General features: G+C 58.9%; 11 protein-coding genes (1 of these 11 cut by a window edge). 7 read left to right on the forward strand and 4 right to left on the reverse strand.

The genetic code is table 11. The annotated features are described in order from the left end of the window. Positions 1 to 113: 113 nt before the first annotated feature. Positions 114 to 680: a single-stranded DNA-binding protein gene (locus tag LA321_RS08565; RefSeq protein WP_026456622.1), complete on the reverse strand. Its 567-nt coding sequence runs from the start codon at positions 678 to 680 to the stop codon at positions 114 to 116. Positions 681 to 1,061: 381 nt separating this feature from the next. Between LA321_RS08565 and uvrA the strand changes: the two genes are divergently transcribed. From uvrA to LA321_RS08590, 5 genes are all read left to right on the forward strand, one after another. Continuing rightward, on the forward strand, positions 1,062 to 3,887 hold the full coding sequence (gene uvrA / locus LA321_RS08570) for an excinuclease ABC subunit UvrA (RefSeq protein ID WP_042070347.1): 2,826 nt from the start codon (positions 1,062 to 1,064) through the stop codon (positions 3,885 to 3,887). Between the two features lie 118 nt (positions 3,888 to 4,005). Further along, a complete protein-coding gene (locus LA321_RS08575) occupies positions 4,006 to 5,712 on the forward strand; it encodes a sensor domain-containing diguanylate cyclase (RefSeq protein WP_042070349.1) in 1,707 nt (568 codons plus the stop codon). 434 nt (positions 5,713 to 6,146) lie between these two features. Beyond that, a complete protein-coding gene (locus tag LA321_RS08580) occupies positions 6,147 to 6,743 on the forward strand; it encodes an OmpW family outer membrane protein (RefSeq protein WP_026456623.1) in 597 nt (198 codons plus the stop codon). 220 nt (positions 6,744 to 6,963) lie between these two features. Further along, a complete protein-coding gene (locus tag LA321_RS08585; protein ID WP_042070350.1) occupies positions 6,964 to 8,943 on the forward strand; it encodes a HAMP domain-containing methyl-accepting chemotaxis protein in 1,980 nt (659 codons plus the stop codon). An 8-nt stretch (positions 8,944 to 8,951) separates the two neighbouring features. Then, complete coding sequence (locus tag LA321_RS08590) at positions 8,952 to 10,331, forward strand: ABC transporter substrate-binding protein (protein ID WP_042070351.1); 1,380 nt, start codon at positions 8,952 to 8,954, stop codon at positions 10,329 to 10,331. A gap of 75 nt (positions 10,332 to 10,406) precedes the next feature. Here the strand turns inward: LA321_RS08590 and LA321_RS08595 are convergent, their stop codons facing one another. Further along, a complete protein-coding gene (locus LA321_RS08595; RefSeq protein WP_042070352.1) occupies positions 10,407 to 11,204 on the reverse strand; it encodes a GNAT family N-acetyltransferase in 798 nt (265 codons plus the stop codon). Between the two features lie 324 nt (positions 11,205 to 11,528). On the opposite strand from LA321_RS08595, the gene metF reads away from it, so the two are divergent. Next, complete coding sequence (metF, locus tag LA321_RS08600) at positions 11,529 to 12,425, forward strand: methylenetetrahydrofolate reductase (protein ID WP_026456938.1); 897 nt, start codon at positions 11,529 to 11,531, stop codon at positions 12,423 to 12,425. 162 nt (positions 12,426 to 12,587) lie between these two features. On the opposite strand, the gene LA321_RS08605 is transcribed toward metF, so the two are convergent. Then, positions 12,588 to 13,754 (reverse strand): benzoate/H(+) symporter BenE family transporter, encoded by a 1,167-nt coding sequence (locus LA321_RS08605; RefSeq protein WP_042070353.1) that lies wholly within the window; start codon positions 13,752 to 13,754, stop codon positions 12,588 to 12,590. A 108-nt stretch (positions 13,755 to 13,862) separates the two neighbouring features. Between LA321_RS08605 and LA321_RS08610 the strand changes: the two genes are divergently transcribed. Next, the gene (locus tag LA321_RS08610; protein WP_042070354.1) at positions 13,863 to 14,432 is read left to right on the forward strand and encodes a helix-turn-helix domain-containing protein; all 570 of its coding nucleotides are present in this window, start codon (positions 13,863 to 13,865) and stop codon (positions 14,430 to 14,432) included. Between the two features lie 16 nt (positions 14,433 to 14,448). On the opposite strand, the gene LA321_RS08615 is transcribed toward LA321_RS08610, so the two are convergent. Further along, on the reverse strand, positions 14,449 to 15,176 hold the 3' portion of the coding sequence (locus LA321_RS08615) for an NnrS family protein (protein ID WP_042070356.1). 469 nt of this gene lie beyond the right edge of the window; the window shows 728 of its 1,197 coding nt (coding positions 470-1,197); its start codon lies beyond the right edge, outside the window; it ends in the stop codon at positions 14,449 to 14,451.

Below are 15,176 nucleotides of genomic sequence, written 5' to 3' on the forward strand. Positions count from 1 at the left end.
GAACGATCCTGTCGATACATCAATCTGGTTGGAGTGCCTTAAACTGGCAAAATTCTGCTTACTGGCAGCTCAAAAAAAGCCCTGGCTAGGCAGGGCTTTTGCATTGCTTCATTTTAGAACGGAATATCGTCGTCGAAATCCATCGGCGGCTCGTTATAGACCGGCGGAGCTGACTGGGGCTGCTGAGCCGGACGGCCGTAACCACCCTGCTGCTGCATGTTCTGCTGCGGAGCGGGACGCTGCTGGTTCATCGGCTGCTGCATGGCCTGCTGCGGCTGGCCCCAGCCACCCTGGTTCTGGCCACCCATACCCTGACCGGCGCCTTGCGGACGGCCACCCAGCATCTGCATCACGCCGCTGAAGCTGTCGACCAGCACTTCGGTGGTGTAGCGTTCCTGGCCGCTCTGATCCTGCCATTTGCGGGTTTGCAGCTTGCCTTCCACATAGACCTGGGAACCCTTTTTCAGGTATTCACCGGCGACTTCGGCCAGCTTGCCCATGAAGACGACGCGGTGCCATTCGGTGCGCTCTTTCTGCTCGCCGGTTTGCTTGTCGCGCCAGGTTTCAGAGGTGGCCAGGGTAATGTTGGTCACAGCACCGCCACTCGGCATGTAGCGTACTTCCGGGTCTTGCCCGAGGTTACCGATCAGAATGACTTTATTGATGCCTCGACTGGCCATAATCTCTCTTCCACCTTTATATTCCGGCCAGGCAGCAAGCCTGGGCCAACCAAATGAGTTCCGCGATTTTTATCTGTGCCATGCTGTTATCGCATTGAACAACATGGTTTTCTATAACCCTTGTAGCAGTCAGGCTGATGATCGCTGATTACCTGGCACAGGTTTAGCGCACAATAGTAACAGCTGATGCGCCCCTGCGCATCATCCAGCGAGCGTACTCGCAGGTCAGGCGGCGGGTGAAGGGTCTCTGTTGACAACCCGCTCCGGCGTGGCCGCTTATCGTCAAAAAGGATAACCGCGATAGATAATGCCTGTCTATTCATCCAGTAGTCTCTGTGCCATACTGGCTCGCTCTGGTCTGTGTATCGAGCGTGCAACAAGATGGAAAAGATCGTGGTCCGGGGTGCTCGCACCCACAACCTCAAGAACATCAACCTGACCCTGCCCCGCGACAAGCTGATCGTGGTCACCGGCCTCTCCGGCTCGGGCAAATCCTCCCTGGCGTTCGATACCCTCTATGCCGAGGGGCAGCGCCGTTATGTGGAGTCGCTCTCCGCTTATGCCCGCCAGTTCCTCTCCCTGATGGAGAAGCCGGACGTGGACCACATCGAGGGGCTCTCCCCGGCCATCTCCATCGAACAGAAGTCCACCTCCCACAACCCGCGCTCCACGGTCGGCACCATCACCGAAATTTACGACTACTTGCGTCTGCTGTTTGCCCGGGTCGGCGAGCCGCGCTGCCCGACCCACGGCATCCCGCTCACCGCCCAGACCATCAGCCAGATGGTGGACCAGGTGCTGGCCCAGCCGGAAGGCGCCAAGCTGATGCTGCTTGCCCCCGTGGTGCGCAACCGCAAGGGGGAGCACGTCAAGCTGCTGGAGAACCTGGCGGCCCAGGGTTATATCCGTGCCCGCATCGACGGGGAGGTGTGTGATCTCTCGGATCCCCCGACCCTGGAGCTGCAAAAGAAGCACACCATCGAGGTTGTGGTGGACCGCTTCAAGGTGCGTGACGATCTGCAGCAACGCCTCGCCGAGTCGTTCGAGACGGCGCTGACTCTCTCCGGCGGCATCGTCCTGGTGGCGCCCATGGACGGAGATGAGGGGGAGACCCTGACTTTCTCGGCCAACTTCGCCTGCCCCGAGTGTGGCCACTCGGTCTCGGAGCTGGAGCCGCGCATCTTCTCCTTCAATAACCCGGCCGGCGCCTGCCCCACCTGCGACGGTCTCGGGGTGCAGCAGTACTTCGATCCGGACAAGGTGATCCACGATCCGGGCCAGAGCCTGGCCGGTGGCGCCATCCGCGGTTGGGACAAGCGCAGCTTCTACTACTTCCAGATGCTCAAATCCCTGGCCGAGCATTACGACTTCGATCTGGAGGCGCCTTGGGAGGATCTGCCACCCAAGGTGCAGGAGGTGATCCTGCGTGGCTCCGGACGCGGCGACGTGGAGTTCCGCTACATGAACGACCGCGGCGATGTGGTTGTGCGCAAGCACCCGTTCGAGGGGATCCTGCACAACATGGAGCGCCGCTACCGGGAGACCGAATCCAACTCGGTGCGTGAAGAGCTGGCCAAATACATCGCCAACAAATCCTGCACCAGTTGCGGCGGCAGCCGGCTGCGGGAAGAGGCGCGCCACGTCTTCGTCGAGAACCGCAACCTGCCGGCCATTGCCGAGCAGTCCATCGGCGATGCGCTGGCCTTCTTCGAAGGGTTGAACCTGACCGGCCAGCGCGCCCAGATTGCCGAGAAGATCCTCAAAGAGATCGTCGAGCGGCTCGGCTTCCTGGTGAACGTGGGTCTCAACTACCTGAGCCTGTCGCGCAGCGCCGAGACCCTCTCCGGTGGTGAGGCACAGCGGATCCGGCTGGCCAGCCAGATCGGGGCCGGTCTGGTGGGGGTCATGTATGTGCTGGATGAGCCTTCCATCGGCCTGCACCAGCGCGACAACGAGCGGCTGCTCAAGACCCTGACCCATCTGCGCGATCTCGGCAACACGGTGATCGTGGTGGAGCACGACGAGGATGCTATTCGCCTCGCCGACCACGTGCTCGATATCGGCCCGGGGGCCGGGGTGCACGGCGGCGCCATCGTCGCCCAAGGGACACCGGCGGAGATCATTGCGAACCCCGAGTCATTGACCGGTGACTACCTCTCCGGTCGCAAGCAGATCGCTATTCCGGCAGAGCGCACGCCGCTCACCGACAAGTGGTTGAAATTGAAAGGGGCGAGCGGCAACAACCTGCGTAACGTCAACCTGGATCTGCCCATCGGGGTGATGACCTGCGTCACCGGGGTCTCCGGCTCCGGCAAGTCGACCCTGATCAACGACACCCTGTTTCGCATCGCCCATCGGGAGCTCAACAAGGCGACCGAGTCGACCCCGGCTCCCTATCGCAGCATCGAGGGGCTGGAGCACCTGGACAAGGTGGTGGACATCGACCAGAGCCCCATCGGCCGTACCCCGCGCTCCAACCCGGCCACCTACACCGGCCTGTTCACCCCGATCCGCGAGCTGCTCTCCGGCACCCAGGAGGCGCGCTCGCGCGGCTACCAGCCGGGCCGCTTCTCCTTCAACGTCAAGGGGGGCCGCTGCGAGGCGTGCCAGGGGGATGGCGTCATCAAGGTGGAGATGCATTTCTTGCCGGATGTCTACGTACCGTGCGACGTCTGCAAGGGCAAGCGCTACAACCGCGAGACCCTGGAGGTGAAGTACAAGGGCAAGAACATCCACGAGATCCTCGAGATGACGGTGGAGGACGCGCGCGCCTTCTTCGATCCGGTGCCTGCGGTGGCGCGCAAGCTGCAGACCCTGATGGACGTGGGCCTCTCCTACATTCGGCTCGGCCAGTCGGCCACCACCCTGTCGGGGGGCGAGGCGCAGCGGGTCAAGCTGGCGCGCGAGCTCTCCAAGCGGGATACCGGCCAGACCCTCTACATCCTGGACGAACCGACCACAGGGCTGCACTTCCACGACATCCAGCAGTTGCTCAAGGTGCTGCACCAGCTGCGGGATCGCGGCAACACCATCGTCATCATCGAGCACAACCTGGACGTCATCAAAACCGCCGACTGGATTGTCGATCTGGGCCCGGAGGGGGGCTCGGGGGGCGGCCGCATCCTGGTCACCGGCACGCCGGAGGAGATCTGCGCCAACAAGGAATCCCACACGGCGCGTTTTTTAGGGCCGATGCTGGCGAAATAAACTGCGTAATGAAGAGAGGGGCCATCGGCTCCTCTCTGCTATCAAATCCACTAGATTGAAAGAGGCATTTCAATGCCGACAGGCTACTGAACTGCCATTGGCAACTACATGGTGACGTATGACCAGATCTCCCCGCTCCCTCGATCATCTGCTGGCATATTCCATGATCCCCATCTGGGTCGGGGCCATCTTGATGTTGCTGGTGTTGATCGCGCTGACGCAGGTACCGGCTGCCACCCGTATCGAAGAGCAACGGGTGAAAGAGCATCTGGTGCGAGTGCTCAAGGCGATTCAACTCGATATCAGAGCGGTGGATGCCTTTACCCGGGATTGGGGGATCTGGGATGACAGTTACTACTTCATCACCCATCACAACCGTGACTATATCGAGGCCAATCTGCTCAGCGACATGCCGATGCGGGATTTCGGTCTCAACCTGATCAGCTACATGGACCTTCAGGGGAACGAGATCTGGACCCACACCCAGTTGCCGGAAAATAACGACTCCGGTACCACGGCCACCGAGTTGCCCAATTTCCTCGATGACCTGAAACGTCAGCTGCGTCAGGACTCCCTGGCGCAAGGCACGGTCAATCTGCACGGGATCCGGAATTCCCTGTGGGGGCCCCTCATCTTCTCCTGGCAGGCTATCCGCCTCAGCGATGGCAGCGGTACACCCAACGGTTTTCTGCTGGCATTGCGCTGGCTGGATCGTCCCTACATCGAGCAGATTTCCGAGCGTACCGCACTGCCGATCATGATTGCCCCCACTCGCCAGGGTGAGGGGGAGACGGGTTTTCAGCCACTGCAGGCGCAGATGACCTATCGCCTCATCGATCTCGGCCTGCAACGGGTTCGTGGTGAGGGGCGTCTGCTCAACAATGCTGGCCAGCCGGTGGTGACCCTGGTGCTGGAAGAGGAGCGGAAGGTGCTGCAAGCCACCCTGGAGGGGGCCTTGCTGACGTTTGCCGGCATGCTGGTCGTGAGTGCGCTGTGCATGCTGCTCGCCATGCACAGGTTGAAGAGCATAGTGCTGACTCCCCTGCATCAGTTGATGACGGCGTTGCAGCGTTTTGGCGACAAGCCGGATGTGGCGCTGATCCCCCATATCGACAGCAGTACCGAGTTGGCGACTCTCAGCAGCAAGATGCGTGAAATGGCCGGCAAGGTGAGTCAGCAACACGATGAGTTGTTGGCCAGATCCAACCTTATGGAGATGGCGGCCTTTACGGATCCCCTGACCCGCTGTTTCAACCGCCGTTACCTTGAGGGGTGGTTACAGGATCACAGGGCTGAACCCTGTACGCTGTTGCTGCTGGATCTCGATCACTTCAAGCGGATCAACGACAAATTTGGTCACGACGTCGGGGATCTGGTGCTGCAACAGTTGGCTGAGCTGCTCAGAAAGCTGGTGACAACCGATGTCGGGCCGATCGTCCGGCTGGGGGGAGAAGAGTTTCTGCTGTTGTTGCAAGTCGAAGACGAATGCGAGATTGCGCTGTGGGTGGAACGGCTCAGGCTGCGCGTCGCCAGTCACCGTTTCGGCAGGGAAGAGACACCGCTCTGGCTGACAGTTTCCTTGGGATATTGCCGTTATCCGTTACACCCTTCGATGGTCGACAGCTTCTGGAGCCATAGCTTCAAGTTGGCGGATATGGCTCTCTATCGTGCCAAGCAGGAAGGGCGCAACCAGTGGCAGGGTTACACGGGAACCTTGCCACCAGATGCGATCGCGCTGACTCCCGAGCAGATTGTCGATGGTGATCATCTGCAGCTGAACAGGCTGGAGTTCCGGGATCAGCCCTGCCGAACCAGTACCAGATAAGCCATGGCGACGATAAAACCGATCAGGATAAAGAGAAAGGATCCTATCCCCCATACGGCGGCGAGAAATGCCCCCACCTTTTGCCATCTCGACTCATTCTTCATAAATAAATAATTACTTTCCAGTAACTTGCGTGCCACAAAAATACGCTCGTCAGGCCTTGTACACAACTGTTAATTGTTTATTCCGCAAAATGGATAAGATGCCTCAATTCGGCATATTTAGTCGCAATCAGACGGACGAAATAAAGTCGTGTGAGTGATGGCTGGTGTGTCGCAAATAGTGTGACGGCAACGAAAACTTGCCAATAAAGATGCCATGCCAATCAATCTATTTCTGCTTAACATTTGTTCCAAATCAATAACCATGCACTTACAAGCTTTTATAGTCAGCACGCTTACAGCATCGAATGACAACAAAAAAAGGACTTAGTGATGAAAAAGATTCTTCCTCTGATGATTGCAGCAGCCCTGACCTCTCCCTTTGCCATGGCACACCAGGCTGGCGATATTCTGGTGCGTGGTGGTTTGGCATTTGTTTCTCCGCAGGAGAGCAGCACGCCTGTCGATCTCGACATCAATGACAACATGCAACTGGGGCTGACCCTCTCGTACATGATCACCGATAACTGGGGTGTCGAGTTGTTGGCGGCCACTCCCTTCTCCCACTCGGTAAAGCTGGGTGATGCAGAAGTGGCCAAGATCAAGCATCTGCCGCCAACCCTGATGGGTCAGTACTATTTTGGCGATGCCCAAAGCAAGGTTCGCCCCTATATCGGTATCGGTGTCAACTACACCACCTTCTTTGACGAAGAGGGTCGCGGTCCTTTGGCCGGCACAGAAGTTAAAATGGATGATTCCTGGGGGATCGCGGGTCAGGTCGGTATCGACATGGCCATCACCGACCGCTGGTTCGTGAACGGTTCTGCCTGGATCATGGATATCGACTCTGATGTACATACTGCCATTGGTACCATCGATACCAAGATTGACCCCATGGCCTTTATGGTCGGCGTCGGCTATCGCTTCTAATAACCGGATTCTGATGGCGTAATGCCGCAGATATATAGCTAAGCACGTCTCCTTTCAGCCCGGCTCGGTCCGGGCTTTTTTATGTCTGCCATTAATTACAAAGTGATTAATTAGCCTCGGCAGATCAATAAAATAGCTCCTCTCCTCCCTCTATAATGCGCCGTTTCTGCCGATAGTGACTATGTTCACTTTACCTTTCCCCACGAGCGAGGATGTCTCCATGGGTTTATCTATTGTGCAGCGGATCATCGCCGGATTTGTGTTGATGCTGCTGTTGCTGATCCTGCTTGGTGTGATCAGCACCTTTAAAATCAAGGGTATCAATGACGGCCTCTCCGCCGTCTCCGATCGGGCGACCCCTCTGGTGGTGGCGGTAGCCAATCTCAAGGGGGCATTGCAAGAGAGCAATCGCTGGGTGCTGGTTTATCGCACCAGTGAAGATGCCGCCCAACTGCCGCAGTTCGCCAACCAGTTCAAGGAGCAGCAAGCCCGTTTCACCCAGCTGAGCCAGGAGATGGGCAAGTTTACCGAAGTGGCGGAGGCGCGTGCCCGCTTCCGGCAGGTAGAGAGTGCGACCGGCCAGTTTTATAGCCTGGCGGAACAGGTACTGGCCCAGCATGGCAAGTGGGTCGATGCCCTGTCGCAGCGGCACAAATTGCAGCTGGAGTTTATCCGGCTCGAGGACACCTATCAGTGGGCCGCCGATCTGCTGTTGCAGCAGAGTGCCAGCAAGCGTTCCATGCGCAACAAGGCCGAGCTCATCACCTCGGGGATCGCACGGGATCTGAAGAATATTCGCCGGGCCGATGCCAAGACGGATCTCAATGAGCTGGAAAAGGTGCTCAGCAAGGACATCGAGATGGCCCACAAGCGCCTGGAACGCGTACTGGTGCCGGATGATGTGAAGCAGCGTTTCGTGACCAATCTGGATCGGATGCAGGAGCTGGCACTGGGCCCGCAAGGCTTGCTGGCCACCATGCGTCAGGCACAACAACTGGAGCTGGCGCTGGTCAGTCTGAACCAGCAACTGGATGCCAGCCTGGCCAGCAGCCTGAGCCTGCTTGACGAAATGGGCCAGTCGGCCGGTTCCATTGCCAGCGAGAGCCGCGTCAATGCCGATGCCGCCGTCAGCAGCGCCAGTGTCTGGATCCTGATCGTGGCCACCGTCTCGGCGGCTGCGGCGCTGCTCATCGGTTACACCACGGCACGCAGCATTCAGCGTCCGTTGCAGATGATCAACCGGGAGCTGGAGTACATGGCGGCCGGGGACATGACCCGCCGTATCAATTACCACAGCAGTTGCGAGTTTGGCAGCCTTTCCCGCTCCATTGATACACTGGCGGGCAAGACTGGAGAGCTGCTTTCCCAGATCAATGCGGGTTCCCGTCATCTGGTGGAGGAGGCGAGCCGCGCCGCCGAGATCAGCGAACGGGCCATGTCCCGGGTACAGGATCAGAAGAGCCAGACCGATCAGGTGGCGGCTGCCATCACCGAGCTGGAGGTAAGTGCCACCGAGGTGGCCCGTTCCACCGATGGTACCAAGCATGAGGTGGATCTGGCCGATGAGGAGGCCAGAAGCGGCCGCCAGAAAGTGGCGACCACCCGTCGCATTACAGAACAGCTGGCCAGCGCCATGGAAGAGGCGGTCGGTATCACCTACAAGCTGGGGGAATTCAGCAACAACATCGGCAGCATTCTCGACGTGATCCGCAGCATCGCCGAGCAGACCAACCTGCTGGCGTTGAACGCGGCCATTGAGGCGGCCCGGGCTGGCGATGCCGGTCGCGGCTTCGCCGTGGTGGCCGACGAGGTACGGGCACTGGCCAACCGGACCCAGACCTCGACCGAGGAGATCCAGAGCATGATCGAAAACTTGCAGAGCTCCAGCAAGCATGTGGTGGAGGTGATGGGGCGCAGCCAGGAGCAGACCCATAGCTGTGTTGAGCAGACCCGCGAGATGGATGCGGCACTGCAATCCATCGCCGATCGGATGAGCGCCATCAAATCGATGGCGGATCAGGTAGCCAATGCCGCCCAGGAGCAGATCTCCGTCAGCCAGGGGGTGGCTCGCCATATCGCCGGCATTGCCGATGTGGCCTACGAGACGGAACGGGAGGCACGAGAGTCGGCCAGCAGCAGTGAAGTGCTGGCGGATCTGGTCGCCAAGCAGCAACAACTTATCGCACATTTCAAGGTCTAGGAGGGCTTATGGCTAACAAGTGGATTGGAGCCCTGAGTCTCCTGTTGTGTGGCCAGCTGATGGCCAGCGAGCTGGTGATCGAGAGCTGGCGTGCCGATGACAAGGCGCTGTGGGAGCAGAAGATCATCCCGGCGTTCGAGGCGACGCACCCGGGGATCAAGGTGACGTTTCATCCGGTGCAAAACGTCAACTATATGCCTACCTTGCTGGAGAACCTGAAGGCCGGCAAGGCGGGGGATCTCATCACTTGCCGCCCGTTTGATGATTCCCTCGCGCTGTTCAAGGCCGGTCATCTGGCCGAGCTGACCGAGATGGCGGGGATGGAGAACTTCCCGAGCTTCGCCCAGTCGCCCTGGCAGACCGACTCCGGTGCCCAGACGTTTTGCGTCCCCATGGCGTCCGTTATTCACGGCTTTTTCTACAACAAGAAGATCTTCAATGAATTGGGGCTGACCCTGCCGCAGACCCGCGACGAGTTCTTCGCCGCGCTCGACAAGGTGAAGGCCGATGGCCGTTATGTGCCGCTGGCCATGAGCGGTGGCGAGAGCTGGGTCTCCTCTGAACTGGGTTTCCAGAACATTGGTCCCAACTACTGGAAAGGGGAAGACGGGCGCCTGGCGCTGATCGGCGGAAACGAGCGGTTCGACAACCCGCATTATGTGAAGGTGTTCGAGGAGCTTGCTCGCTGGCGCCCCTATCTGGGTGAAGGGGGTGAGAGTCGGGATTATGCTGCCACCAACGAGCTGTTCACCTCGGGCAAGGCCGCCTTCTATGTGGCCGGTTCCTGGGAGATAGCACCCTTCACCGGCAAGGTCGATTTTGGTGTCATGCGCCCGCCGGTCGCCAAGCAGGGAGCTGGCTGTTTCTTCACCGATCACACCGACATCGGCATGGGGATGAACCCGGCGAGCAAAAACAAGGAGGCCGCCATGGCCTTCCTGCAGTGGCTGACTACGCCCCAGTTTGCCGAGCTCTACACCAACGCGTTGCCGGGCTTTTTCTCCCTCTCCAACCACTTCTTCGACGTCACCAATCCGGCGGCCAGAGAGATGATGGAGTGGCGGGATCAGTGTGATTCCACCATACGAGTGGCCACCCAGATCCTCTCTCGCGGCACTCCCAAGCTGGGGGATGAGCTGGCCGAAGTGAGTCAGGCGGTATTGCTGGGCAAAATGGAGCCCAAAGCGGCGGCCGAGCGACTGGAACAAGGGCTTAAAGGCTGGTATGCCCCCCATCAGGGTAGCAAGGTTGCGGGGCAGGAGTGCCAGTGTGATGCCGGCGTGACTCAGACAAGTGCCGTGACTGCGACGCAAACGGCGCCGCAACCTGCCGCGCAGGATGCAGTCGAGCAGGCGCTTTCCAGCGAGCTGGAAACACCGCAACAGTAGAGCATGACCAGTAGATTCTGATTGTGCAGAAAACGGGAGGCATCAGCCTCCCGCTTTTATTGGCGGGTTGGTGGTTCAGGTATCGGAGGGCCAGCGGCAGAGGCTGCCGATGCGGGCCACGGGAGTGAATCCGAGCGAGCGATAAATCCGCTGGGCGTGGTAGTGCTCATCGGCCACTATGATCAGCCGCTCTACCCGCTTCAGCCCTTGTCGTGCCACATGGCTGAGCAGCCGGTGGCATAGCCCTCTGTTGCGCCATGCCCTGTGGGTGCGTACCAGCTGGAAACGCCCCATGGTATCGGTAAAGAAGAGGCCGCAACTGGCGATCAACTGGCCCTCCTGCCAGATCCCCCACCAATCGCCGAGTCCATCGGCGATCATGGCTTGGTAAAGCCGTTGTCGTGAGTGCAGATAGGCGAGATAGCTGGCCTCGTCATGACTCATGTCTCGCTCATGGAGTTCGAAGTCGAGCCATGTCTGCCAGTCGCTTGCCCGGAATGCACGAAGTTCCTGACCCGGATGAGAAAGCATCACTGGTTGCCAGCTCTGCTCGTCGAGAGCCAGCACCACACACTCCAGATACTGATAACCCGTTGTTACAAATCCGGCTATTCGGCTGTTTTGTCCTTCCGCCAGCGGCCATTGGAAAGTGCGGTGACGGATCCTGGGATCCTGGCCGATCAGTTGATCGAAAGTGGCTTCGAGCCAGCCCTTGTCCCTGTCACTGGGAGGGGTGGAGAGCAGCAGATAGTTGCCGAAGTAGTAGTCGGGGGCATCCGGAGTTCGCACGGCCCAGAACTCGTCATGCCGGGTGACTTCGCCCTGATAGCGGTCGAACAGCAGATCCGTGGCAAAGCCGGGGTGGGTGTCCATGGTGATACTCCTGCAAAGATTCAATCTGTTATCGGCAAGAGCGGGGGGAAGAAAAGGGGCCGGAGAAATCTCCGGCCAAACAATCACACGCAGATTCAGAACGTCCAGGACGATCCGGCTTCATCATAACTCGACCTTGGTGATTTTGGGATGGGGTCAGGGGGTTACTTACCGTTAATTTTGTAAATATGGGACAGTCCGAGTGGAAGAGTGACAAATCAGAGTTGACTTTGGGACGCTTTGCTCATAAATATAGAGACGTTTAGACGTCCAAACATCCGTTTTGGCGTACACAGATGGATTGCAGGACAGGGAGAAGAGCAGATGGGATTTCACAGTGCACGTCAGGTTGAGGCGCTCAACCAGAGTCTGGCGGATTTGAATGGCGATATATCGGTCAGCTTCGAGTTTTTTCCGCCCAACAGCGAAGGCATGGAAAATACCTTGTGGCAGTCCATCGAGCGCCTGAAAGTGCTGGAACCCAAGTTCGTCTCCGTGACCTATGGCGCCAACTCCGGCACTCGGGATCGCACCCATAAGGTGATCAAGGACATCAAGGAGCGGACCGGTCTGATCGCGGCGCCGCACCTGACCTGTATCGATGCCAGCCGTGATGAGTTGCGCTCTATCGCCCGTGATTACTGGAATAGCGGCATCCGCCACATAGTGGCGCTGCGTGGTGACCTGCCTCAGGGGGTCGACAAGCCGGACATGTATGCCACCGACCTGGTTGCCCTGCTCAAATCCGAGGCCGATTTCGATATCTCGGTAGCGGCTTATCCGGAAGGGCACCCGGAAGCGAGAAGTGCGCAGTCGGATCTGCTCAACCTCAAGCGCAAGATAGATGCGGGAGCCAACCGTGCCATCACCCAGTTCTTCTTCGATGTGGAGACCTACCTGCGTTTTCGCGATCGCTGCGCCGCCATCGGCATCGACGCTGAAATCGTGCCGGGGATCCTGCCGGTCTCCAACTACCAGACGTTGGCCAAGTTTGCCGGGTTTACCAACGTGAAGATCCCGCGCTGGATGCACCAGCGCTTTGAGGGGCTGGAGCATGACCAGATGACTCGTAACATGGTCGGAGCCAGCATCGCCATCGACCAGGTCAGAGTGCTTAGTCAGGAAGGGGTGAAAGATTTCCACTTCTATACCCTGAACCGCTCCGAACTGACCTATGCCATCTGCCATACTCTTGGGGTCAGGCCGAAAGGACAAGCCTGATACAACAGATGCAAGATCAAAACAGCCAATGAGTTTCTCATTGGCTGTTTTTGCTATGGCGGCCGGCCACCATCCGGCAGGGGCTATGAAGAGATGATCTGGACTCCTGAGAGCAACCCGGCTGGTTGGGGTTACCAGGTGTGTCCGTGAGTTTTGCCTGGTTTACTGCTTTGCGCGACTCCGCGGCCGTGATTGGAGCAGGTGCAGGCTAAACCCGATGAGCAGTCCCCAACAGGCGGCGCCGACACCGAGCAGGCTGATGCCGGATGCCGTGATGATGAAGGTGAGCAGGGCTGCTTCTCGCGCCTTATCTTGTTGCAACGCCGTGTGCAGGCTGCTGCCTATGGTGCCAAGTAACGCCAAGCCAGCTACGCAGGTGATGAGTGTCGCAGGGAAGGCGGTAAACAGAGCCGCGACCGTGGCGCCGAAGCAACCGGTCAGCAGATAGAAGCAGCCCGCCCAGACGGCAGCCGGCCAGCGGCGGTTGGCATCCGGATCCACCTCTTTTCCCATGCAAATCGCGGCCGTGATGGCTGCCAGGTTGAAAGCGTAACCCCCGAAGGGGGCGAGCAGCAGGCCGGTCAGGCCGGTCCAGCTGATAAGAGAAGAGGTCGCTGGTTGATAGCCATGAGCCCGCAAGATAGTTACCCCGGGCATGTTCTGGGAGGTCATGGTGACGATAAACAGCGGCAGAGCGATGCCAAGCAGGGCATCAAGGGAGAAAGTCGGTGAGATCCAGATCGGAGTGGCCAGTTGCCAGTGCACGTCGCCAAGTTGCAGCTCTCCTCGCAGAGCACAGGTCGCTATCCCGCTCATCAGTACCAGCACCATGGTGTAGCGGGGCCAAAGATGGCGGCCCAGCAAAAAGGCCAGCAATAATGAGCCAAGCAGCAAGGGATCCTGCGGAGCAACCTTGGACAGATCCAGACCGAATCTGAGCAATACCCCGGCCAGCATGGCGGCGGCCAGTGGGGCTGGAATATGGCGCATCAGCCGATCGAACCAGCCACTGATGCCGCACAGGGTGATCAACAGAGAGGAAATGATAAAGGCACCGATGGCCTCAGCCAGAGTAAAGTCGCCGAGACTGGTGATCAGCAGGGCTGCCCCCGGGGTGGACCAGGCTGTGAGCACGGGGATGCGGTAATAAAGAGAGAGACCGATACAGCTAATCCCCATGCCGATACCGAGCGTCCATAGCCAGGAGGAGACCTGAGCCGCATCCGCCCCGGCTGCCGTTGCCGCTTGAATGATCAGGATGACGGAGCTGGTATAGCCGACCATCACGGCAATAAAGCCTGCCACTATATGGGGAAGCGCGAAGGGCATGGGTGACTCCTGTCGGTTTGTGCGTTATAGCGTACAATATGCCACCAACTATATCGCTGTGCGTTATAGCGCACAATCGAATTACGTAGGATCTATAGAGGGGTAACCATGCAAGAGATTAATCAGCATCTGGCCCATCGCCTGAGGGGGTTGCGCGGTGAGCTGGGTTGGAGCCTGGATGTAGCAGCGCGGGAAACCGGAGTCAGCAAGGCCATGCTGGGGCAGATCGAGCGGGGAGAGTCCAGCCCCACGGTGGCGACCCTGTGGAAGATTGCCACCGGTTTTCGGGTTTCCTTCTCCAGTTTTATCGAACCCGCTCCGGTTACTCAGGGAAAGGCGCTTTATCGTATTGCCGATGCCATCCGTCAGCAGCCGGCGGGGGAGGGAATGCAGGTTGCTCCTCTCTTTCCCTATGAGAGCCGGTTTGGTTTCGAGTTGCTTGAATTGACTCTGTTACCTGGCTATCAGCGTGAATCCGACCCCCATGAGCCAGGGGTGACCGAGCATGTCATCGTCATCAGTGGCGTGATGGAGGTGCTGGTGGAAGGGGAGTGGCGCTCGCTGACCCAGGGGGAGGCGGTTCGGTTTGCAGCCGACTCCCCCCACGGTTATCGCAATCTGGGTGTGGCTCCCGCAATCTTTCATAACCTGATCCACTATCCGGTGAATCGGTCATGAAAAATCTTCCGGGCGATTACCCCGGGCGGCCATCTGCTCTGGGGCTGGTCAGGATGGGGGCATACACCCAGACAAACAGGCCATAAGCCAGGCTCCAGGCCAGGCCGCTCAAGTTCCAGCCATGCAGGGTGTAAGCAGGCCAAAGCAGCGGAACGAGCACCCGCAACAGCGCTGCCGCAATGATCAGGACAAAAGCACTGCGGATATGGCGTCCCACCTGCAAGGCGCGACCACTATGGCCGAGAGAAACCCGTGCGATCATGCCCAGGATCATGGTGCCCAGACAGCCTGCGCTAAGCAGATGGCTGGCCAAGGAAAGGCTAATGGACATCCCGGCAGCTTGAGCCGCGAGTGCGAGCAAGCCCAGAGGAATGAACAGATAGGCGAGGTGCAACGACCAGAGCAGGGGATGACCCATGGTTGTAGGCAACCGCCAGCGCAGCTGGCGCCACAGGTGCAAGCTTGCCGCCACTATATATAGAGGCATCATATAAACGCTGGCCGTCCACTGGTTTGGAAAGAGTAGCCAGATCAACAGGAGCAACCACAAAGAGGCGAGCGCGCCACGTTCCAGCCACACCAGCGGAACCGCTTTATCCAAACCAGTGGCTCTGGCGGTAAAGAAGGGAATGACCCGTCCTCCCATCACGGCAATCAGGGTGGTGAACAACAATACCGTGGTGATCAACAAATGTTCTAGGGTGGCCCACTCGCCGTGCCATATCCAGCTTGTTCCGTTGAGCA

The organism is Aeromonas enteropelogenes (genome assembly GCF_020097295.1).
GTDB classification, from domain to species: Bacteria; Pseudomonadota; Gammaproteobacteria; order Enterobacterales; family Aeromonadaceae; genus Aeromonas; species Aeromonas enteropelogenes.

Excerpts from the sequence above, each read along its gene's own strand:
- LA321_RS08565 (WP_026456622.1), bottom strand. The coding sequence starts at position 680 with ATGGCCAGTCGAGGCATCAATAAAGTCATTCTGATCGGTAACCTCGGG.
- uvrA (WP_042070347.1), top strand. The coding sequence starts at position 1,062 with ATGGAAAAGATCGTGGTCCGGGGTGCTCGCACCCACAACCTCAAGAAC.
- LA321_RS08575 (WP_042070349.1), top strand. The coding sequence starts at position 4,006 with ATGACCAGATCTCCCCGCTCCCTCGATCATCTGCTGGCATATTCCATG.
- LA321_RS08580 (WP_026456623.1), top strand. The coding sequence starts at position 6,147 with ATGAAAAAGATTCTTCCTCTGATGATTGCAGCAGCCCTGACCTCTCCC.
- LA321_RS08585 (WP_042070350.1), top strand. The coding sequence starts at position 6,964 with ATGGGTTTATCTATTGTGCAGCGGATCATCGCCGGATTTGTGTTGATG.
- LA321_RS08590 (WP_042070351.1), top strand. The coding sequence starts at position 8,952 with ATGGCTAACAAGTGGATTGGAGCCCTGAGTCTCCTGTTGTGTGGCCAG.
- LA321_RS08595 (WP_042070352.1), bottom strand. The coding sequence starts at position 11,204 with ATGGACACCCACCCCGGCTTTGCCACGGATCTGCTGTTCGACCGCTAT.
- metF (WP_026456938.1), top strand. The coding sequence starts at position 11,529 with ATGGGATTTCACAGTGCACGTCAGGTTGAGGCGCTCAACCAGAGTCTG.
- LA321_RS08605 (WP_042070353.1), bottom strand. The coding sequence starts at position 13,754 with ATGCCCTTCGCGCTTCCCCATATAGTGGCAGGCTTTATTGCCGTGATG.
- LA321_RS08610 (WP_042070354.1), top strand. The coding sequence starts at position 13,863 with ATGCAAGAGATTAATCAGCATCTGGCCCATCGCCTGAGGGGGTTGCGC.